We start from the raw sequence: 21,328 nt of genomic DNA on the forward strand, positions 1-21,328 counted from the left end.
CGTGGCCGAACCAGGCCGGGAGCGCGCGGGAGGCCTTGATTTGCGGGGTTTCATGGCGGCCCAGCGGTTGCTCCTTCGAGCGGGTATGAGGTTCTACGTGTTGGGTCTCGTCGTGATGGCCGGGTGCGCCGCCTTCGACGCGGAAGAGGTGGAGGAGCCCGAGACGGAGGTGTCGAACGCCGTGTCCGCGCCGAACCCGGCGTCGGGCTCGCTGCCCGCGGCGTGGATCAAGCGCGCGACGGGGAAGACGCTCGTCGCGGTGGCGGGGACGAACGCCGCGACCGACACGAAGAGCGCGCTCGCGCGTGGCGAGGGCACCGCCGCGCGCCCGCTCGAGCGGGTGCAGGCCCTCGAGGCCGCCGCGACGGTGCTCGACCTCACCGGCGATCGCGCGCGCGTGGTCTACGCGTTCGGCTACGGCTCCGCCCCGACGCCGGGGAAGAAGTACACGTACCGCGCGCGCTCGGGACGCGTGCTCGACGTCGTGTACCTCGGTCGCGCGTCGGTCTCGCCCGGCGCGTCCCCCGGGCCGCTCAGCTTCGGAACGGAGCAGGCGCGCGCCGACGCGAAGCGACTGCAGGAGGAGATCGACGCGGCGAAGCTGAAGAACGTGCTCCTCGTGGGCCACAGCTGGGGCGGCGCGGTCGTCGACTTCGGCCAGCAGAAGGGCATCCTCACCGCGCCGGCGATCAGCATCGGAGCGCCGCCGAAGCTCCACTCGAACCCGCTCCAGAGCACGCGCCTTCGCCCCGACGGCGACACCGCGGGAGAGATCTTCGTCCGCCGCCGCCCCGACGATCCGATCGCCGACGAGAACGTCCTCGTCGCGATCCGCGCGCTCATCGACGACGACGGCCTCGCGGGGCACGACTACATGATGGCCCGCAGCGGCACCCCGGCCCGCCCGGGCGGCACGTGGGGCCTCAGCGGCGCGGGGACCTTGTGCTCCGCGCAGCTCGGCCCCAACGGGTGTTGACGAGAAGCGACGATCGCTTGGCCGTCGGACAGCGGACTGCGAGCGCCGCGGCCGTCAGACGGCACGGCGGGCGCAAGAGCCGCGGCTCGCCTTTTGTGCTTGGGTTTGGCGGTGGTCGAGCTGTTGGCGTGTTCCATCGGGACGAGCTCGAAGCTTATGGCGACGTCGATGATGGGGCGCGCTCTTCTATGCCGCGCGCGCGTGAGTGTTGTGCCCCATTCCGCGCGCGCGAGTTCGGGACCAAGAAGCTGGATGGTCGCGTCGGTTCGTCGTCACGTGCGGTTGGGGCCGCGAAGAGGGACGCCGTCTCTTCACGAATCTCGTTCATCGATGTGCACAAGCGTTGAGGAGCGTGAGTGGGAGCGAAATGCCTCCGCCTGGTTCGTGGCGCTTGACGGATTTTGGAGTGACGAGGACGCGACGAAGCGAATGACCGTTTCGATGGCCCCACGCCGCGCATGGCAGACACGTGGTGCGCGTTTCGGAAGGGCGACGATTCATTTCGGATCGATGCCCGCGCGCGTGCGTCCTCGGGGCGCTGAAGAGGCTGAAAAATGGCGTGGTACGAGAGGTCATGCGCATCGATGACCTCACGAACGAGCAGCTCCTGTCGGCGCTTCGGCGCGTCCTCGGTGATGAGCGTCGCGCTGTCGCGGCGATGCTCGCCTACCTCATCGAGGTCGAGAAACGTCCGATCCATCTCGAGCAAGCGTGCTCGTCGATGCACGACTTCTGCACACGGAAGCTCGGGCTGAGCGAGGATCAGGCGTCTCGCCGGATCGCCGCCGCGCGCCTGGGGGCGCGCTTTCCGGAGCTCATCGCGGCGATCGGTGACGGACGCATGCATCTCTCCGGCGTGCTGCAGCTCCGCGCGCTCTTCACGGAGGCGAACGTCGACGAGCTCGTCGCCGAAGCGAGCGGCAGGACGCGCACGCACCTCGATCTCCTCGTCGCGAGGTACGCGCCGAAGCCCGACGTGCCCGACACGATTCGACCGATCGCCGCGCAACGCGACCTCGTGACCGATGGGCCGGCCGGCGGCACACGGGCGCCCGCAGTGTCGGCGTCCGCGCCGATGTCGTCGTCGCCGAGCGTGCAGGTCTTGCCGCTCACGGTCGAGCGGTTCCAGATCATGTTCACGGCTGCGGTGGAGCTGCGCGACAAGCTCGAGCTGGCGCGTGCTCTCTCTCGGCACGTGAATCCGAACGGCGACCTGGCGGTCGTGATCGAGCGCGCCATCGATCTGCTGCTCTTGCACCTCGCGAAGACGAAGCTTGGAAAAGTGAAACATCCGCGACGGAGCAAGGGCCGCGCGAATCCGAACGACGTCTCGCGCGAGACGCTGCGCGAGGTCCATGAGCGGGACGCGCGCCAGTGCACCTTCGTCAGCGCAAACGGCGAGCGCTGCCCAGCGCGAGAGTGGCTCGAGGTCGATCATCGTCAGCCACGCGCGCTCGGCGGCGCAGGCACGCTCGAGAACGTTCGGCTCCTCTGCCGAGCGCACAACCGGCTCGCCGCAGAGCAGACCTTCGGCACCGAGCACGTCGCGCACAAGATCGAGGAAGCCCGCGCCACGCGCATCACCACCGCCGAACGCAGCGCCCAGCCGAACCTGATCGCCTCGCGAGCCGAGACAACCTCTCCGACCGCCCACACCCACGCCTCACCAACGCCGCCGCGCCCAGCAGCACCGACGGTCGCGAACGTCGCCGTCGCGACGAACGCGCACGCCCACGAAGGCGCGAGCGCGACGCTCTCGGCGGAGGTCGACACGCTCGTCGCCGTCGCAACGAACGCGCATGCCTATGAAGGCGCGTGCGCGACCATCCCTTCGGCGGGCGATAAGGGCGTCGCTGGCGCGACGAATGCGCTTGTCCACGACGCGGACGTGAGCGTCGGCTCCGCGTCCCGGGGCCCCAGAAGCGGCCGCGCCAGCGGTCGCGAAGCGATCCGAGCGCGCAGCGCGAGGGGCGTGTCTGGGGTGGGGTGTCGGGGCGAAGCCCCGACGTTGACAGCGAGATTGATCCGCGCCGGTGCGGATCGCTTGGTGCGTTCGCGCCGCCGCATGACCACCGGACGGCGCGTGAGGTCGTTCGCTTTGCGCTTGTTCGTCTCGGGTTTCGGGATCGAGAGGTTGGGGCTGTGCTCGTGCGGCTGCCCGCGGCCGTGTGGTGTGAGCCGCTCGATGTCGCCATGCGTGCCGCGCTTCGGCTGCTTACGTAGAGCACCCAAGCGATCATGAGAGCCGGAGGCGACGCGGTCGTTCGTTGCGGCGCTCGTTCGCCTCGGGACCTGCAGGACCGAGGATGCGATTGGTCGTTGTTGGGTTGTGGGCTCGGTGAGGGGGCGCGATGCGTAGCGGAAAGGCAGATCCTCGCGACGCCGCATACCGAAGGCGTTGCAGCGGACTGGAGCGTCGTGCACGCCTAAGAAAAGAACACGTGGATACCGCACCCCACGCCACCTGCGCGTCGCACGAACGGCTCCCAGAAAGCGGCCGCGCGAGGGCCCACGACCGGGGCCGTGTCTGGGCGGGGCCGTGTCTGGGCGGGGCCACGACCGGGGCCCCAGAAGCGGCCGCGAAAGCGGTCGCGAAGCGACCCTCGCGCTTCGCGCGAGGGCCGTGTCTGGGGTGGGGGTGTCGGGGGCGAAGCCCCCGACGTTGAGAAAAAGTCCTCAGGGGAGGCTGCCGAAGATGAACTCGGGGAGGTCTTCTTCCTGATCCTCGAGGCCCGTGCCGCGGGGGACGACGTCGCTGTGCTGGCGCGACGGCGGGGGCTCGAGGTCGGGCATGCGCTCCGTCTTCGGGGGCTCGCTCGTGTCCTCGGGAGCCTCGGGAGCCTCGCACCAGCCGACGATCGCGTGGCGGATGCAGACTTGCGCGTCGGTGAGGTTGAGCTTCAGCATCTCGCGGCGGAGATCGAAGGCGAACGCGCGGGCGTGGCCGTAGCGGGCGGCGGGGTTCGGGTCGAGCGCTTGATCGAGGATGTCGCGGATCGCGCGCGGGATGTTGGGCTCGAGCAGGCTCGCGTGGAACTGGCCGTCGCGGATCATCCGCATCGCGTCGCGCGTGCTGGTCCCTTCGCGGAAACGCGGGCCGACGAGGAGCTCGCGGAGGATCGCGCCGAGGGAGAACACGTCGGAGCGCGCGTCGGGCGTGTTGCCCCACACGACCTCGGGCGCCGCGTAGCCGAGCGCGGCGCGCTGGCGGACGTGCGACTGGCCCTCGCCGAGCATGAATTGCCCGAAATCGCCGACCTTTACCTCGCCCTGGCTCGAGACCAGGACCTGGCGCGGGGAGAGGTCGCCGTGGATCAGGCCGGTGAGCGCGCCGTCGGGGCCTTCGGTGAAGAGCGCGGCGCCGAGCGCCTCGGCCGCGCGGAGGACGACGACGAGCGCGAAGTCCACCGGCGCGCGGACGCCGCTCTTTTGCCAGCTCGCGATGAGGCTCTGGAGCGACTCGCCCTCCACGATCTCCGTGACCATGAACGGCATGTGCGGGTCGGCGTGCAGGCGATCAGTGCGGTCCAGCTCGAAGAGCTGGATGACCGACGGGTGCCGGATGCAGACGAGACGGCGGGCGATCGCGCCGAGCGCGCGCATCGCGTCGGCCGGATCGAAGTCGGGCGCGAGCTGCATCCGCTTCACGGCGGCGGGGCGGCGGATCCCCCAGCCGCCCTCGATGAACGCGCGGTGCACGATGCCGTAACGACCCGCGCCGAGGACCTCGTGCAGCGTGACCGTACGGCCGTCACTCAGCGTGAGGATGTTCTCGGATGCGGGCTTGCGGCACTGCACGTCCTCTGGTGTTGCAACGAGCGCGCCGCGGATCGACTCGTTACCGCAGTGTGAACATGCTGGAAAAATCCGATGGGACCATTCGCCCGGATCGCCGTGACGCGACTCGCGCGGGCGACACGTCTGGATCTGCGCGGATCCGTCAGCGCCTCCGGCCTACATGCGCGAACACAGCATGGTCGGGCGCCATGGTCAGGCGCGTGTGGCCAGGCGCGTGTGGCCAGGCGCGTGTCAGGCGGCGATGCCGCGGGAGCGGAGGACGTCGCGCAGGACGTTCTGAACTTCTGGCGTCGTCGTGTGCATCGCGCTGCGGGCGAGCTCGATGAAGCGGGCGCCGCGGGACTTCTTGAGGCCCTCGAGCGTCGCGCTGCGGTCGGCGGGGGCGCCGTGCTCGAGCACGCCGAGGAGGAACTCGGCCGCCTCCATCGTGTCGACGCGCGCGAGCGCTCGCAGCGCCGACGCGCGGACGGACGGCTGCGGCGACTCGCGCACGATGCGCGAGAGGGGATCGAACGCGTGCTGGAAGTAGAGCGACTCGACCGCCTTCGATGCTTGCTCCACCACCGCGGGGTCGGAGTCGCGGAGGCCGGCGCGCACGGTGACGAAGCTGCGCTTGAAGAAGAGCTGCTGCATCGCGGCGAGGACCGCGACGCGCACCGGGCGCTCGTTGCGCTCGAAGAGCTTCTCGAGCGGGGAGAGCACGGCGTAGAGCTGCAGCTGCGCGAGCTGATCGGCGAGGCGCACGCGCGCGTTGGTCGCGGGGCCGCTCGCGTCCTCGGGGCGGCCCTCGACCGCGAACGCGGTGAGGCGCGCGAGCATCGCCTTGCGACGGATGAGATCGGGCCAGCGGCGATCGAGGAGCACGTCGGCGCACGCCTCCGCGGCGGAGCCTTGCTGCTCCCACTCGATGAGGTCGACGTGCCAGACGTCGGGGAAGTGGTTCTCCTGCCGGAGGTGGGAGGGGAGCGGCGCGCTGTCGGTCGCCTCGTCGCGCACGCCGTCGTAGCGCTTGGCCGCGCGCGCGTAGTGCTTGCGGCGCGCGTCCTCGAGGTCCATCTGCGCGAGCTCCTGGTAGAGCATGCCGACGCGCGCGTAGTGACCGACCTCGCCGAACGCGAGGATGCCGGCGAGGAGCGCGTTCTCCGCGATCTCCGGCGGCGCGCCGCGCTCGAGGTGCTGGCGCGCGACGTCGCGCCAGAGGTCCGCTTGCATGACGACGTAATGTGCGGACGCGCTCGCCATGCCGAGGACGCGCGCGTAGTCGGCGGCCTCGCGCGCGAGGGTGGCGGCGGCGGAGAGCTCGCCGCGCTCCTTCGCCGCGTTGAGCGCGTCCTCGAAGTACTGGAGCGCGAAGTACTTGAGGTGGTCTTCGCGCAGGATGCGGATGCAGTTCACGAAGCCCTCGAGGACGTCCTCGAACATCCCGCCCTCGCGCCCGATCTGGACGAGGACCTGGAAGCAGTCGAACGCGCGCTCGCGCTGGCCGACGCTCTCGAAGTAGTCGGCCGCTTCTTCGAGGAGGCGCACCGCGGCGACGTTCGCCTCGCGCGCTTGCCGGCCGTCGCCGCACTTCTTCGCGCAGCGCGCGAGGTTGAACTGCACGAGCGCGGCGTTGTACGCGTCCGCGCCGCCGCCGACGACCTGCGCGAGGCGCGACCAGAGCGCGCGCGCGCCGCGCCAGTCGTCCGCCTTCTCGCGGTAGATCGCCGCCGCGGCGACGAGGCCGGCGTTCTCCATCTCGCGCGCCGCGCCCGCCATGTCGTTCGTCGAGGCGAGGGTGCGCGCGCGATCGACGGAGGGCACGCCCTGGAGGTGCTGCGTGGCGCGCTTCCAGCCGTCGGCTTCGGAGAAGGCCATGTACCAATGCACGGTGAGGGCGGAGCGGTGGTCGTTCCGGAGGGTGAGGACCTCCGCGAGCGGCTTCAGGATCGAGACGTAGTCGTGCTCGGCGACGTGGGTCTGCTGCGCGGCCGACACGAGCGAGTTCGCCGCGTCGTCGAGGTCGCCGCGCGCCATCGAGGCGCGGGCGCGTTCGCGCAGGTGGTAGAGGTCGTCGAGCATTCGCGCCTCGAGTCTAGATCAGAAATCGACGGCGAGCCGCGCGCCCGCGACTCGGGTAGCGTGAGGACGATGAGGCATCTCCCGCTCCTCGGCCTCGTCGGTCTCGCGGCCGCGCTCGCCGCGTGTGGCGGGAGCACGCAGCGCGCGGCGGTGTCCGCCGCGCCGCCGGCGGCGAACGGCGCGTCGCTCCTCGACGCGGCGCCGGCGGAGAAGGAGTACGTCGTCGACGTCGCGCGGTCGAAGCTCGAGGTCTGGAGCCAGGACATCATGGGCGGCGATCACAGGATCACGTTCGGGAGCTGGCGCGCGCGCGTGAAGACGGAGCCGGTGCCGTCGATCGCGGCCGAGCTCGAGATGGCGACGGCGACGCTCCATCCGCCGCGCGGGACGCGGACGCTGCGCGCGCGCCTCCTCGAGGTCGACAAGTTCCCGCTCTCGACCCTCGAAGCGACGATGAAGAAGACCGGCGAGCGCCGCGGCGAGCACCTGGTCGAGGGCGTCACCGAGCTCCACGGCGTGCGCAAGCGCCTCCGCTTCACCGGCCTCCTCACGCAGGACGGCGACACGTTCCACTTCGTCGCGTCGTTCGTGATCTCGCGCAAGACGTTCGGCATCCGCTACGCGCCGGCGGAGCCCTTCCTCAAGGATGACGTGCGCGTCGTCCTCGACGTCGTCGCGGTCCCGGCCTCGAAGCCGCCGCCTCCGCCGCCCGAGCCCGCGCCGGAGGAGGACGCGCCGGACGACGCCGCGCGCTAGGTCGGCGGGATGCTCGTGCGGTCGGCGCGGGCGCGGCGGCGTTCGGCGATGCCGCGGGGGACCATGATCATCGTCTCGACGAGGGCGATGACGACGTAGCAGCCGAGGAGCCACACGAGCACGAACGCGGGCTTCGTCTTCAGCGCGACCGCCGCGCTCGAGACGACCGCGAACATCACGAGGCCGATCGAGCGCGCGTTGAGCTTGAGGTCCTTGAACGAGCGGAACTTCACGGTCGAGACCATGAGGAAGGAGAGGAAGACGACGAGCCCCGCCATCGCGTAGAGGTACTTCACGCTCCCGAGGTCGCCGCCGATCGCGTGGTTCGCGATGACGAGCGAGAGGAGCACGCCCGCCGCGCCCGGCACCGGCAGCCCGACGATGTACTTGCCCGGCTTCGTCGGCTGGCCGTTCTCGCCCATGCTGAGGACGTTGAAGCGCGCGAGGCGCACCGCGCCCGCGGCGGTGAAGAGGAAGGCGATGACGATGCCCGCCGTGCCGAGGCGCTCGAGCGACCACTTGTAGACGAGGAGGGAAGGGGCGACGCCGAACGACACGACGTCCGCGAGGGAGTCGATCTGGAGGCCGAACGCGCTCTGCGTCTTCGTGAGGCGCGCGACGCGGCCGTCGAGCATGTCGAAGAAGAGCGCGTACACGACGAGGAGGGCGGCGAGGTAGTAGTCCTCGTCGCTCTGGGCGGACGCGGACAGCCGGATCGAGTCGAACCCGCAGAAAATGCTCGTCAACGTGATGAGGTTCGGGAGCAGGAAGAGCGTCTTCCGGAGGTCGAGCTTCTTCTTCTTGATCGCAGGGGCGCCCATCGAGACCGAACTCTGCCTTAGCAGGAGCGAAGCGTAAAGCTCTCGATCACGTGAAATTGGCCCGCGGACCGGGCGGGGGCCTACGCTTTCACCCATGCCTCGGGCTCTCTCGTTCGTTCTCCTCGGAGCGGCGATCGCCGGCTGTGCTCACGAGGCCGCGGCCGACCGGCAGCTCCACGAGATGAAGGAGACGATCGGCAAGGTCCAGGTCGAGCAGGACCGCGAGAACCGCGCGTTCATGGAAGAGCCCGCGCCCGTCGCGTCGGCCCGGCCGGCCGCCGCGAAGACGCCGGCGCTGCCGCCGCCGCGCACGGTGCAGCTCGACGACGGCGCGGACGACGGCGCGAGCGCGGACCCCGACGATCCGACCGCGCGCCCCGAGATCAAGCTGCAGGGCAGCGGGGGCGGAGCGGTGCGGCCCGCGAGGCGCGCGACGGAGTCGCCTCGCAGCGACGGGCCGCGCGCCTTCGATCCCGAGGCGAAGCGCATGTACGAGGACGGCATCCACCTCGTTCAGGCGAAGAGCTTCGACCGCGCGCTCGACGTCCTCTCGACATTCCTGAGCCGGTGGCCCGACCACCCGTACGTCGAGAACGCGCTCTACTGGAAGGGCGAGTGCCTCTACGCGCGCGGCGAGTACCTCCGCGCGGCCGAGCAGTTCGAGGCGGTCGTGACCCGCTACGGCGCCGGCAAGAAGGGCGCGGACGCGCTCTTGAAGCTCGGCATGTGCCACGACCGCCTCGGCGCGAGCGATCGCGCGCGGGAGTACTGGGACCGCTTGCGGCGCGATTTCCCGCACAGCGACGTGACGAAGAAGATCCCGGCCGGCGAGACGAATCGGGGCTCCGGCCCGAAGGAGACGCGATGAACAGCGGGCGCATCAAAACAACCACGATCGTCTTGGCGATCGGTCTCGCGATCCCATTCGTCCTCGACGAACGGAGCGCGTTCGCGCAGCAGCCTGCCGCGCCGGCGGGAGGCGCCGCGCCGGGAGGCGGCGGCTCCGCCGCTCCGGGCGGCGGAACGACGACGACGACGACCACGACGCAGTCGTCGAGCAACACGACCACGTTCTTCCCCGGCGGCGTCGCGCCTCCTCCTCCCGGCGGCGTGCTCGGCGGCGGCAACGCGCAGTTCTCGTCGTCGAAGCCGATCACCGGCAACGAGCGCGACGGCTTCGACTTCCGCGCCGGCGGCGGAGGCGGCGGCACCGTGCGCGGCAACGAGAACAGCTCGTTCATCGTCGGCGGCGGCAACGCGCAGGGCGCGGGCTACTCCGGCGTCATCCCGAACGTCCACAACGTCCATCGCGGCGACACGCTGTGGGGGATCTGCGGCTACTACTTCCACAACCCGTACCAGTGGCCGCGCATCTGGTCGTTCAATCCGCAGATCCAGAACCCGCACTGGATCTACCCGGGCGATCAGGTGAAGCTCCGCTCCGGCAACGAGGTCGTGGCGAGCCCGCAGGCGCCGACGCGCGGCACGATCCTCGATCGCCGCCGTCAGGTCCCGCCCGACACGGTGTTCCTCCGGAACGAGGGCTTCATCGAGGACGACTCGAACGACTGGGGCGAGATCAACGGCGCGCGGGAGGACAAGATGTTCCTCACCGACTACGACGAGGTCTACATCCGCGTCGCGGGCAACCACGAGATCAAGGTCGGCCAGGAGCTCACGGTGTATCGCCCGATCAAGTCGGTCGGCGGCGGCAAGCTGATCGAGATCCAGGGCACGGTGAAGGTCGACCAGTGGAACCCGAACGAGCACGTCGCGCGGGCGCGCGTCACGGAGGCGCTCGACACGATCGAGCGCGGCGCGCGCGTGGGGCCGATCTCGCGTCGCTTCGAGGTGGTGCCGCCCGCGCGCAACGACAAGGACGTCGAGGCGACGGTGCTCACGAGCGTCCGCCCGCACGCGTTCTACGGGCAGAACCAGGTCGTGTTCATCGACAAAGGTGAGGAAGCCGGTCTCAGGCCCGGCAACCGCCTCTTCATCATCCGCAAGGGCGACGGCTTCCACGCGACGCAGCCGACGCGCACCGCCGCGCAGCGCATCGCGCTCGAGGACGAGTCCCCGGCCGCGATGGAGAGCATCACGAAGCCGCGCAACGAGGGCGCCCTCCCGGAGGAGGTCATCGCCGAGCTCCGCGTCATCAACGTGAAGAAGAACACGGCGATGACGCTGGTCACGCTCTCGCGCCGCGAGGTCGAGATCGGCGAACGCGCCTACGCGCGCAAGGGGTACTGAGGCGCGCGTCACTCGCGCGGGCAGCGGTCGGGATCGGGGATCGTGATCCCGATCGGGCGGTCGGGGGTCGCGACGAGGGCGGCGAACGCCTCGGAGAAGGGCTTCGTGCTCGCGCTGCGGCGGTGGGCGGCGCAGGTGGCGGCTCGGTCGATCGGCTCGCCGCGGTCGAAGCGCGTCGCGCACTCCGGGCCGAGCGCGCGATCGAGCTCCGCTGCGCGCGTTCGCAGCTCCGCGAAGCGGCGCGCGGCGTCGGGGCCGAGGTCGTAGCTCGGGAGCTCCGCGATCGCTGCGGCCGCGAGGTGCCACGTGAACGCGTCCTCGGCGGAGGACCAGACGAGGCAGTCGCCGTGGCAGCCGCCGCCCTCGCCGCGCTGGATGCTGCAGAGCGCCTTGACCGGCTCCGCGAGGTCGCGCGCCAACGATTCGAACTGCTGGCGTCGCGCGCACGACGTGAGCGCGAGCGTGAGGAGCAGCGGCACGAGTCCTGTAACGCGGGGAGTCATGAACACCGAGACCATCAAGGCCGACGTCGAGAAGAACATCGAGAAGCTCGCAGGACTTCGCGACGAAGTGAAGGTGAAGCTGCACCTCGCGTCGCTCGACGCCAAGCAGGAGTGGGACGACAAGATCGCCCCGCATGTCGTGAACGCCGAGGCCGCGGCGAAGGAGATCACCGACGCGTCGCGCGCGAAGCTCCAGGAGGCGATCCAGAAGGTCGAGGCCTTCCTCGGCAAGCTCCGCGATTAGTCGTAGCGCTCGGTGTGGACCTGCTTGCGCTCTACACCCATCTGCTTGCGCAAGAGGTCCCGCACCGCGCCGACCATCCGCTCGAGGCCGCAGATCCACACGTGCGCGTTCGGCGCGCCGAGCGCGCGATACAGCTCCTCGACGTGCGTCTGCACGTAGCCGCGGCGGCCGGTCCAGTCGTCGCCGGCGCGGGAGAGCGAGTAGTGGACCTGGAAGCTCGGACGCGACGCGGCGAGGGCGTCGAGCTCGTCGGCGTAGAGGCGGTCCTCCGGCGTGCGGACGCCGAAGAGCAGTGTCATCGGCGCGTCGTCGCCCTTCGCGACCGCGTCGAGGATCATGCTCCGGAGCGGCGTGACGCCGGTGCCGGTGCCGACGAAGAGCGAGGGGAGCCCGCGGTCGCGCGTGAAGAAACCCTGCGGGCCGATCGCGCGCACGATCGCGCCGGGCGAGAGCTCGTGGAGGAACGTCGAGCCCGGGCCGCCTTCGACCTTCGTCACCGCGAGCGAGAGGCGCGACGTGCCGTTCGGCGGCGACGCGATGGAGTAGGCGCGGCGGCCCTCGCCGTCGGGGAGGGGGAGCACGAGGGAGATCCACTGGCCCGCCTGGAACTCGAACGGCGCGCCGTCGACGCGCTCGAAGTCGAGCTCGCGCACGTTCACGGTGAGCATCCGTGAGGTCGCGAGGCGGAGGTCGAACGTCGGCGGCGGGGGCATCTAGAGATTCTCTACCCGATACGCGAACGGCGCCTTCACGCGCGACGAGCTGCGAAGGACGAGCTCCATGCGGAGGAGGGCGTCGAGCGCGTCTTTCGTCGTGTAGGCCCGCGTCTTCGCTTCGATGAGGACGTCGATCGCGTGCTCGAGCGCGTCGGCGGGGTGATGGTAGGCGCCGGGGAGGACGAAGAGATCGCTCGTCCCCGGCGCGGAGGTGACGCGCGCGTCCATCGGGCCCTCGGCGTGCTCGAGCGTGAGCGCCTGGGTCTCGTCGATGACGCGGACCATGAGCTCGGCGCCCGACCAGGCGTCGACGAGGTGCGCGCGCCGCTCGTCCACCTCCTCCACGAGGAAGAAGCCGCGGTGCGCCCGCGCGAAGCAGCGCGCGATGGCCTGCTCCGCGTCCCCGAGCTCCTCCGCGGCGCGGACGGCGAAGCCCTGCGTCGTGAGCGCGTCGTCCCAGAAGGCCCGCGAGCGGTTCTCGAACCACGCGTCGTCCGGGCCGTAGGCGCCGGTGCGACGCTGGAACTCGGCCCGCATCTCGGCCGCGGCGGCCCCCAGGTCGCCCCTGTCTCCGAGCCCGACGATCGCCTCGTACGCTGCGGCGATCTGCGCGGGCGTGGTACCCTCCGTCTGTCTGGCCATGCAAAACCGGGTCTTCTTCCCTCAAGCTCTACTCGATCAGTGGGGAGTCGAAGGCAAGATCGAAGTCACACCGACCGAGCTCGTCATCGTCGCGGAGGGGCGGCGCTACGACATCGTCGAGGTCGTGAGGGTCGACCGGGAGGTGACCGGCGCGGAGGACCCGCACGGCCTCGTCGGCAAGGTGAAGCCGATGACGGACCTCGTCGCGTTGAAGGCCGAGATCCTCGAGGGCTCGATGATCATCGGCGACAACGCGTACGACGTCGTGCCGGGGTGGGCCGGCGCGCCGAAGACCGCGTTCGCGGTCCACCTCGACTCGGGCGAGCGCATGCGCGCGCGCCGCGGCAAGACCGACGCCGGCAAGCTCCCCGAGAGCGACGAGGAGATGCTGAAGCGCTTCGCGGACGGGCTATTGTGATCACGGAGCCCGTCGCCGACGTCTTGTTCTACCTGACGGCGGCGTTCTACGTCGTCGCGTCGGCGATCTTCCTCCGCTTCCTCGCGCAGGGCAAAGGCGACGTCGGCGTGCTCGGCCCGCGCCTCATCGGCGCCGGCGCGGCGCTCCACGCGGCGCACATCTGCGTCGCTTCGCTCTACCTCCGCGTCTGCCCGGTCGAGGGGATCCACTTCCCGATGAGCGTGGGGGCGATGGCGATGTGCGTCGCGTACATCGTCGTGCGGAGGCGGTACAAGCTCGAGGTCGCGGGCGCGTTCGTCGCGCCGCTCGCGCTGACGTCGCTCCTCGCGTCGCACTTCGTCGGCGGCGGCGCGGAGCCGACCGCGCGGATAAAGGAGGCGATGCTGCCGTTCCACGTCGCGACGAACCTCTTCGGGGTCGCGCTCTTCACCCTCGCGTCGTCGGCCGCCACGCTCTACCTCGTGCAGGAGCACCTCCTGAAGAAGAAGCAGATCGACGGCGTCTTCCGCCGCCTGCCCGCGCTCGACGTGCTCGACCGCGCGGAGCATCGCTTCCTCCTCGCCGGCTTCCCGCTCCTCACGATCGGCATCGTCACCGGCACGCTCTGGGCGCGCCGCGTCGAGATGGGCGGGCAGAGCGAGGTGCTCCGCGCGGTGTTCGGCTACGTGACGTGGCTCGTCATCGCGGCGGTGCTGTTCCTCCGCGCGGCCGCGGGCTGGCGCGGGCGCCGCGCGGCGTACGGCACGATCGCGGGCTTCGGCTTCGCCGTCGTCGTCCTCATGGTCTATCTCCTGCGCTCCGCGCCGGCGCAGCCCACCGCCTATCTGCCGTGACCCTCCCCGTCGTCGTCATCGGACTCTCGCACAAGACGGCGCCCGTCGACGTGCGCGAGCGCTTCGCGAGCGGGAGCGAGGTGCTCCCGGAGGTGCTCGCGCGCATCACCTCCCGCGTGGAGATCGAGGAGGCGATGTTCCTCTCGACCTGCAACCGCGTCGAGGTCCTCGCGCTCCCGACGGCGCACGCGACGCAGGAGGAGGCGGTCCAGGCCGCGTCGCACGCGGTGCGTGAGGCGCTGCGCGAGCACATCGGCGCGGCGACGGTCGAGGAGCTCCGCGAGTACCTCTACGAGCGGAGCGGCGAGGAGGCGGTGCGGCACGTGTTCCGCGTCGCGTCGAGCCTCGACTCGATGGTCCTCGGCGAGCCGCAGATCCTCGGCCAGGTGAAGGACGCGTACGACGCCGCGATCGCGGCCGGCGCGCTCCGGAGCCACCTCGCGCGGTGCGTGAGCCGCTCGTTCACCGTCGCGAAGCGGATCCGCACCGAGACGCAGCTCGGCGCCGGGACGGTGAGCATCTCGAGCGTCGCGGTCGATCTCGCGAAGCGCATCTTCGGCGAGCTCGCCGATCACACCGTGCTCCTCGTCGGGGCGGGGGAGATGGCGGAGCAAGCGGCGAAGAGCCTCGGCCAGCAGGCGCGGGCGATCCGCATCTGCAACCGCAGCTTCGATCGCGCGGCGAACCTCGCGTCGCACTTCAACGCGACCGCGGCGCCGATCGAGCAGCTCGAGGCGGAGCTGGTGCTCTCCGACGTCGTCGTCGCGTCCACGTCGAGCAAGAACTTCGTCGTGACGAAGGACCTCGTGAAGCGCGTGATGAAGCAGCGGAAGGGCCGCACGCTCTTCTTCGTCGACATCGCGGTGCCGCGCAACGTCGAGCCCGCGGTCCACGGCCTCGACAACGTGTACGTCTACAACGTCGACGACCTCGAGCACGAGGTCGCCGAGAACATGAAGTCGCGGCAGAAGGAGGTCGCGGCGGCGGAGAAGATCGTCGACGTCGAGCTCACCGCGTGGTCGCAGTGGGCGCGCGGCCTCAACGTGAACCCCACCATCGTCGCGCTCCGCGCCAAGACGAAGGGCGTCCTCGTCGCCGAGCTCGAACGCACGCTCGGCACGCGCCTGAAGCACCTCCCGGAGGGCGACCGCCAGGCGCTCACGCAGATGATCGAGAGCGCGACGAACAAGCTCCTCCACGCCCCGACGACCCGCCTCAAGGCCGCCGCGGGCGTGAGCGACGGCAACGACCTCGTCCGCGCCGCGCAGCACCTCTTCGACCTCCCCTCCGCGCCTGCGCCGGAGCCGTCGACCCCGAGCCTGCCCCCCTCCGCCGACGAGAGCGAGAAGCGCCTTCCTCACTGAGGCGGCTCTCGCAGCGACCCGCAGTGGGTCGACGGTGAAGCCGTCACCGCGATGATCGCTGCGCGTCCGTGTACGTGTGGCGCGTGATGCATCGATAGGTGTGTGGCCACGCGGTGGGGGTGGGGTGGGCGTGGGGTGGCGGCCGAACCTTGCCGGTCAGAGGGCGGTGGCAGCGCCGCATGCGAAGAGCTCGCCGGTGGAGATGACGGTCGTGCAACGTCAAAATGGACGAGAACGAGAGGGCAGAGGCGGGTAAGGTCGCGGGGCAATGCCGCGTCTCGTTTATGCCACGCGTCGCTCTGCGCTCGCGCTCGCGCAGTGTCGTGCCTTCGTCGCTCGTCTCAAGGAGGCGCATCCGGAGCTCGAGCTGGTGGAGGAGCAGGTCGTCACGACCGGGGACAGGATCCAGGACCGGCCGCTCTCCGAGGTCGGGGGCAAGGGGCTCTTCGTGAAGGAGATCGAAGAGGCGCTCCTCGAAGGGCGCGCGCAGATCGCGGTCCACTCGATCAAGGACGTGCCGGCAGAGTTGCCGCCCGGGCTCGCGATCGCGTGCATCCCGCGGCGGGAGGATCCGCGTGACGTCCTCGTCGCGCCGAAACATGGGACGCTCGCGGCGCTGCCGAAGGGCGCGAAGGTCGGGACGAGCTCGCTCCGGCGCGCGGCTGCGCTCCGCGCGGTGCGGGCCGATCTCGTCATCGAGTCCATTCGCGGGAACGTCGATACGCGGCTCCGCAAGGTCGACGAGGGGCAGTTCGACGCGATCGTCCTCGCGCGCGCGGGGCTCGTTCGCCTCGGGCTCGAGGCGCGCGCGACGGAGGTGCTCTCGCCCGACGTGAGCCTCCCCGCGGTGGGGCAGGGCGCGCTCGGGATCGAGTCGCGCGTCGACGACGCGGACACGAACGCGCGGCTCGCCGTCCTCGCCGACGAGACGACGAGCCGCTGCGTCCACGCGGAGCGCGGCGTCCTCATCGCGCTCGGCGCCGACTGCAAGACGCCGCTCGGCGCCTTCGCGGAGAAGATCGACGGCGTGATGCGCCTCCGCGCCTTCGTCGTCGCCCCCGACGGCACGACGACGAAGCGGGAAGAGACCGGCGCGTGGCCGGCGACCGACGCGGACGCGGCCGCTTTCGGCGATCGGCTCGGGCGCGAGCTGATCGGGGCGTGATCTGCTATCGTCGTCCGGTGCTGCGTTGGTACGTCCTGGGTGGGAGCGCGGTGTTCTTGCTCGCGGCCGCGTCGTGCGCTGACGAGTACGCGGAGGACGAGGCGCCCGGCGCGGACGGCGGCTCCGACGTCGCCGCCGACGTCGAGGAGGCGCCCGATCCCGACGGCGGGGCGGAGGCCGATGCCGAGAGCGACGTGAGCGACGCGAGCGACGCGAGCGACGCGGGCATCGACGTGGCGGAGGCCGCCGCGGACCCGACGTTCTGCACCGGCAAGTCCGCCGCGCTGTGCGTCGACTTCGAAGAGCGGATCGCGCCGCCGACAGGGTGCACGTTCCCGCCGACGCACTACGGGACGACGCGCTGGGTGGAGGGGTCGACGTCGCCCACCGCGCTCGAGGTGCTCCCGAACCTCGCCGGCGTCGACGCCGGCACGCGCGGCGCCGGCGCCTCGATCGAGTGCGCGCTCGAGAAGGTGACGACCCCGCGCCAGGTGGACGTCTCGTTCCGCTTCCGGATCGCGACGATCAAGAACGGCGCGGACTTCGCTCGTGTCGACGTCGGCGGCGGCAACGGCTTCCACCTCAACATCAGCGACGGCACGCAGGGGTATCAGCTCATCGTCTGGGTCGACGTCGCGGGCAAGGGCACGCAGAGCGCCGCGTTCCTCATCGACGGGAGCTGGCACGAGGTGACGTTCACCGCGTTCGCCGACGGCCGGCACCACCTCTTCATCGACAAGGTCCCGCGCGGTCTGGACGGCTACCTCGAACCGCTCGGCCCGCATCCGATGGCCGTGCGCCTCGGCTCGTATCTCGCGGGCCCCGCTCCGACGTCCTCCACGTACGAGATCGCGACGGTCCAGCTCGACGAGCTCGTCGTGGCGCTCCCGCCCTGATGGCGGGCCTGATGACGGGAAGGGGTTGCCTCACGGCGGGGATGGATTAGGCTCCGGCGCCCGATGAAGCGGATCCTCCTGATCGCACTCTTTGCGGGCGCTTTCATTGCGCTTTTCCCCCGCGTCGCCCTCGCCAAGAAGGCGTCGATCGGGGAGCCGCAGCGCCTCGAGGTGCCGGGCGCGTCGGACGCGTACTTCTACAAGCCGCGCGCGAAGGGCCTGCAGCCGGTCGTCATGTACCTCCACGGCCGCGGCGGGAACCCGGCCGAGGACTGCCGCAAGTGGGCCCGCGTCGCCTCGGAGTTCGGGTGGGTCGTGTGCCCGTCCGCCCCCACGACGGAGGCCGGCCGCTCGTGGGCAAGTGGCAGCGCGCAGCAGGTGGTGAACGCGACGCTGAAGTCGCTCCGCGCGAAGTACAAGTCGAAGGTCCAGCTCCGCGGCAACGTCCTCATCGGCTTCAGCGAGGGCGCGTGGGCGGCGATGAACGTCGGGCTCAACGACCAGAAGACGTGGTCGCGCTGGCTCATCCTCGGCGCGTCCGAGGCGTACTGGGGCGACGTGCGCGAGGCCCTCGACGAGGAGAAGCGCAAGGTCCAGCGCGTCTACCTCCTCACCGGCGAGAACGACGGCGTCGCCAAGAACACGGTGAAGGTCGGCGCGACGCTCAAGAAGCTCAAGGTCCCGAACAAGGTCAAGCTCGTCCCCGGCCTCGGTCACGAGGTCCCGAGCGACCGGATGATCAGCACGTATCGGCGCCCGCTCGCGTGGCTCCTCAAGTGACGCCACCAGCTTCGGCCCGCGCGCCCCTCGTCATCGGGATCGCGGGCGGCTCCGGCTCCGGGAAGAGCACCATCTCGCGGGCCGTGCTCGCGGCGCTGCCGGCCGGTCGCGGCGTCCTCTTGCAGCAGGACCACTACTACCGCTCGCAGGCGCACCTCTCGGAGAGCGATCGCGCGGCGGTCAACTACGACCACCCGGAGGCGCTCGAGCTCGACCTCCTCACCACGCACCTCGACCAGCTCCGGACCGGCCAGCCGATCCTCCGGCCGACCTACGATTTTACGATCCACGACCGGCTCAAGGAGGGCGTCCGCATCGAGCCGGCGCCGATCATCGTGGTCGAGGGGATCCTCGTCCTCGCGGACGAGCGGCTCCGGTCGCGTTTCCACGTGAAGCTGTTCGTCGATACGGATCCGGATATCCGCGTCATGCGCCGCATCCGGCGCGATCTCGAGCAACGCGGTCGCACCTTCGCGCAGGTCCGGAAGCAGTATTACGAGACGGTGAGGCCGATGCACCTCGCCTTCGTCGAGCCGTCGAAGCGCTTCGCCGACATCGTCATCCCGGAAGGCGGCCAGAACCAGGTCGCCCTCGATTTTCTCCTCAGCTTCGTGCGTCAACGCGCGAGCGAGGGCTGACGAATAACCCAAAACCTGGGTAGACTTGTCGGCTGGTAAGCCCGACGTGAGCGCGCAGACGTCCAACAAGACGAAGGCCGTCGATCTGCTGTTCCGTGCGAACGTCCTTTCGCGCACGCAGTACGAGCGGGCCATCTCTTTGCTCCACGCCACGAGCGAGCGCGCGGAGGACGTGCTCATCGACAACGAGGTCATCACCGAGCCCGACCTCCTGAAGGCGCTCGCGGCGATCTACCGCACGAACTTCGTCTCGGCGGAGAAGCTCTCCAAGGCCGACATCCCGCGCGCCACCGTGCAGATGATCCCGCGCCGCGTCGCCGAGACGCTCGGCGTGTTCCCCGTCGTCTTCGATCGCGCCGCGAACGTCCTCAGCGTCGTCACGCCCGATCCCGACAACGGGGACATGCTCCGCGAGGTGAAGCTCGTCTCCGGCGCGCGCGACGTGAAGGCCTTCGTCGCGCGACCGGCCGCGATCCACGCCGCGATCCAGAAGCATCACGCGGGGAACGTTCGGGCGTTCGAACGCTTCGAGCGCGCCTCGGCGTACGACTTCGGGCAGCAGGTCCACGCCGACGGGCGCGTCACCGCGGCGAAGGACTCGCTGAAGCGCGATCGCTCGAGCATCGACGACGACCTCGCGAACAACCCGGCCGCGTACGGCTCCGGTTACGGCTCCGAGCGCGGGATCCCCGCCGCCGCGCCGGCGCGTCGCTCGAGCCCCGACCTCGACGCCGAGGCGGCCGAGTTCATGGGCTCGGCGGCGCCGCGCGCGCGCATGCGGAGCGAGCCGGACTTCGACATGCCGCCGCAACCCACGCCGCGGCGGCAGACGATCCAGCAGCAGCCGCGTGAGGACTTCGAGCGTCCGATGCCGGTGCGCTCGCGCATGCCATCGATCGCGCAGCTCGACGATCTGCCGCCGCCGCAGGAGCCGTCCGCGCTCCACATGCAGCGCCCGCAGCCGCAGCCGACCGGCAACACGATCGACAGCGCGGGCCAGCACCCGTTCCACAACGACACGATGGTGGAGCTGCTCGCGGTGATGGTGAGCCTCCTCGAGAACGCGCGGCAGGAGCTGCGCGGTCACTCCTCGCAGGTCGCGCGCCTCCTCAAGCGCGTCGCCGAGCGCATGAACCTCGACAAGAACGACACGTTCGCGGTCGTCGTCGCGGGGCACATCCACGACATCGGCAAGATGGGGCAGTTCCACCTCACCTCGTACAACTGCAGCGAGTACGAGGGGCATCGGCAGGCGGCGCAGAAGGCGTACGACACGCCGCTCCGCTTGCTCGAGGCGGTGCGCCTCCCGCCGCTCGTCAAGAACACCGTCTTCCACATGTACGAGCGCTTCGACGGCAAGGGCTTCCCCGACAAGCTGGTCGGCAAGGAGATCCCGCTCGGCGCGCGCCTCCTCGCCGTCGCGGACACGTACGCGGACCTCACGCAGAACCCGCGCAACCCGTTCCGCAAGGTGCTCTCGCCGCAGGAGGCGATGGACGTGCTCGGGAAACACTCGGGCACGATCTTCGACGCGGCGATCCTGGACCTCTTCAAGGCGCTCGTCCTCGGCGAGGACATGAAGGCGAAGCTCCTCGCGAACCGTCATCGCGCGCTCATCATCGACAACGATCCCGAGGAGTCGACCGTCCTCGAGCTCCGGATGGTGGAGCAGGGCTTCGACGTGAAGATCGCGCGCTCCGCCGAGGCCGCGCGGCGCTTCTTCGCGATGGAGGGAGTGGAGTTCGATCTCGTCGTGAGCGAGGTCGAGCTCCCCGACACCGACGGCCTCACGTTCCTCGCCGAGGCGCGCAAGTTCTCGTGGGGGAAGGACCTCGCGTGGGTCATCCACACGAGCAAGCAGGGGCGCGAAGAGGCGCAGCGCGCGTTCGACCTCGGCGCGATGGACTTCGTGGCGAAGCCGGTCCAGGCGGACGTGCTCGTCGCGAAGATCAAGGCGATGCTCGAGCAGAAGTCGAAGACGGCGGGCAAGAACGGCGCGCCGGCGGCGAAGGGCGTCTCGGGCTCGCTGCGCGAGATGGGCCTCCCCGACATCGTGCAGGTCCTCTTCCACGGCCGAAAGACGGGCAAGCTCACCGTCAACGGCACCGGCGGCAAGGCGGGCGAGATCCACTTCCTCGAGGGCGCGATCGCGAACGCGGTGCTGGGCACCCTCTCCGGCGCCGACGCGTTCTACGCGATGGTCCGCTTCACCGACGGCGACTTCTCGCTCGATCCGAGCTTCGTCCCTCCGAAGCGCCTCGTCGCCGAGAGCGCCGAGGCGCTCCTGCTCGAGGGCATGCGGCGGATGGACGAGGGGATCTGAGCGCCGCGCGACGATCGGCGCACGCTGCTCCGCTCGGCGCACGCTGTGGCTCGCGCGTGAGGTCCTCGTCGCAAGAGACGCTCGAACGATGGCTTCGCTCCTGCGTGACTTCGCCTCGGGGGTAGGCGGAATATCGCGGGTTGC

20 protein-coding genes are annotated in these 21,328 nt (G+C 70.4%); 14 read left to right on the forward strand and 6 right to left on the reverse strand.

Annotated features, from left to right (window positions below; genetic code table 11):
• The first annotated feature begins 97 nt into the window (after positions 1-97).
• Entirely contained in the window at positions 98-976 is an 879-nt protein-coding gene (locus tag KF837_03290) for a hypothetical protein (GenBank protein ID MBX3226303.1), read from the forward strand.
• 574 nt (positions 977-1,550) lie between these two features.
• Positions 1,551-3,218, forward strand: a complete 1,668-nt coding sequence (locus KF837_03295; protein ID MBX3226304.1) for an HNH endonuclease — start codon at positions 1,551-1,553, stop codon at positions 3,216-3,218.
• Between the two features lie 434 nt (positions 3,219-3,652).
• On the opposite strand, the gene KF837_03300 is transcribed toward KF837_03295, so the two are convergent.
• The gene (locus KF837_03300; GenBank protein MBX3226305.1) at positions 3,653-4,774 is read right to left on the reverse strand and encodes a protein kinase; all 1,122 of its coding nucleotides are present in this window, start codon (positions 4,772-4,774) and stop codon (positions 3,653-3,655) included.
• Between the two features lie 231 nt (positions 4,775-5,005).
• Entirely contained in the window at positions 5,006-6,835 is a 1,830-nt protein-coding gene (locus KF837_03305; protein ID MBX3226306.1) for a HEAT repeat domain-containing protein, read from the reverse strand.
• Positions 6,836-6,904: 69 nt separating this feature from the next.
• Between KF837_03305 and KF837_03310 the strand changes: the two genes are divergently transcribed.
• Complete coding sequence (locus KF837_03310) at positions 6,905-7,591, forward strand: YceI family protein (GenBank protein ID MBX3226307.1); 687 nt, start codon at positions 6,905-6,907, stop codon at positions 7,589-7,591.
• Here the strand turns inward: KF837_03310 and pssA are convergent.
• Complete coding sequence (gene pssA / locus KF837_03315; GenBank protein ID MBX3226308.1) at positions 7,588-8,412, reverse strand: CDP-diacylglycerol--serine O-phosphatidyltransferase; 825 nt, start codon at positions 8,410-8,412, stop codon at positions 7,588-7,590. The two genes, KF837_03310 and pssA, sit on opposite strands and share 4 nt — an antisense overlap.
• A gap of 94 nt (positions 8,413-8,506) precedes the next feature.
• Here pssA and ybgF point away from each other — a divergent pair, with 94 nt between their 5' ends.
• Both ybgF and KF837_03325 read left to right on the forward strand, forming a co-directional pair.
• A complete protein-coding gene (ybgF, locus tag KF837_03320; protein MBX3226309.1) occupies positions 8,507-9,280 on the forward strand; it encodes a tol-pal system protein YbgF in 774 nt (257 codons plus the stop codon).
• Positions 9,277-10,662 carry a LysM peptidoglycan-binding domain-containing protein gene (locus KF837_03325; protein ID MBX3226310.1) on the forward strand — a complete coding sequence of 462 codons (1,386 nt, stop codon included), beginning with the start codon at positions 9,277-9,279 and terminating at the stop codon, positions 10,660-10,662. The genes ybgF and KF837_03325 overlap by 4 nt, the downstream gene beginning before the upstream one ends.
• An 8-nt stretch (positions 10,663-10,670) precedes the next feature.
• Here KF837_03325 and KF837_03330 read toward each other — a convergent pair whose 3' ends face one another.
• Complete coding sequence (locus KF837_03330; GenBank protein ID MBX3226311.1) at positions 10,671-11,165, reverse strand: hypothetical protein; 495 nt, start codon at positions 11,163-11,165, stop codon at positions 10,671-10,673.
• On the opposite strand from KF837_03330, the gene KF837_03335 reads away from it, so the two are divergent.
• Entirely contained in the window at positions 11,164-11,409 is a 246-nt protein-coding gene (locus KF837_03335) for a hypothetical protein (protein MBX3226312.1), read from the forward strand. The two genes, KF837_03330 and KF837_03335, sit on opposite strands and share 2 nt — an antisense overlap.
• Here the strand turns inward: KF837_03335 and KF837_03340 are convergent.
• Positions 11,406-12,122, reverse strand: a complete 717-nt coding sequence (locus tag KF837_03340; GenBank protein ID MBX3226313.1) for an FAD-dependent oxidoreductase — start codon at positions 12,120-12,122, stop codon at positions 11,406-11,408. The two genes, KF837_03335 and KF837_03340, sit on opposite strands and share 4 nt — an antisense overlap.
• A complete protein-coding gene (locus KF837_03345) occupies positions 12,123-12,767 on the reverse strand; it encodes a hypothetical protein (protein ID MBX3226314.1) in 645 nt (214 codons plus the stop codon).
• Between KF837_03345 and KF837_03350 the strand changes: the two genes are divergently transcribed.
• The 8 genes from KF837_03350 (at position 12,766) to KF837_03385 (ending at position 21,184) form a co-directional block, all read left to right on the forward strand.
• The gene (locus KF837_03350; GenBank protein MBX3226315.1) at positions 12,766-13,185 is read left to right on the forward strand and encodes a hypothetical protein; all 420 of its coding nucleotides are present in this window, start codon (positions 12,766-12,768) and stop codon (positions 13,183-13,185) included. The two genes, KF837_03345 and KF837_03350, sit on opposite strands and share 2 nt — an antisense overlap.
• Positions 13,185-14,018 carry a cytochrome c biogenesis protein CcsA gene (gene ccsA, locus KF837_03355; protein MBX3226316.1) on the forward strand — a complete coding sequence of 278 codons (834 nt, stop codon included), beginning with the start codon at positions 13,185-13,187 and terminating at the stop codon, positions 14,016-14,018. The genes KF837_03350 and ccsA overlap by 1 nt, the downstream gene beginning before the upstream one ends.
• Positions 14,015-15,382: a glutamyl-tRNA reductase gene (hemA, locus tag KF837_03360; GenBank protein ID MBX3226317.1), complete on the forward strand. Its 1,368-nt coding sequence runs from the start codon at positions 14,015-14,017 to the stop codon at positions 15,380-15,382. Before ccsA ends, hemA begins: the two co-directional genes overlap by 4 nt.
• Positions 15,383-15,650: 268 nt before the next feature.
• Positions 15,651-16,547 (forward strand): hydroxymethylbilane synthase, encoded by an 897-nt coding sequence (gene hemC, locus KF837_03365; protein ID MBX3226318.1) that lies wholly within the window; start codon positions 15,651-15,653, stop codon positions 16,545-16,547.
• 17 nt (positions 16,548-16,564) lie between these two features.
• Positions 16,565-17,443, forward strand: coding sequence for a hypothetical protein (locus tag KF837_03370; GenBank protein ID MBX3226319.1), 879 nt, complete (start codon positions 16,565-16,567; stop codon positions 17,441-17,443).
• A 63-nt stretch (positions 17,444-17,506) separates the two neighbouring features.
• Positions 17,507-18,223, forward strand: a complete 717-nt coding sequence (locus tag KF837_03375) for a hypothetical protein (protein MBX3226320.1) — start codon at positions 17,507-17,509, stop codon at positions 18,221-18,223.
• Positions 18,208-18,861: a uridine kinase gene (gene udk, locus KF837_03380; protein ID MBX3226321.1), complete on the forward strand. Its 654-nt coding sequence runs from the start codon at positions 18,208-18,210 to the stop codon at positions 18,859-18,861. Before KF837_03375 ends, udk begins: the two co-directional genes overlap by 16 nt.
• Before the next feature lie 46 nt (positions 18,862-18,907).
• Positions 18,908-21,184, forward strand: coding sequence for a DUF4388 domain-containing protein (locus tag KF837_03385; protein ID MBX3226322.1), 2,277 nt, complete (start codon positions 18,908-18,910; stop codon positions 21,182-21,184).
• Positions 21,185-21,328: the final 144 nt, after the last annotated feature.

The sequence above is a fragment of the Labilithrix sp. genome (genome assembly GCA_019637155.1).
Lineage (GTDB): Bacteria > Myxococcota_A > Polyangia > Polyangiales > Polyangiaceae > Labilithrix.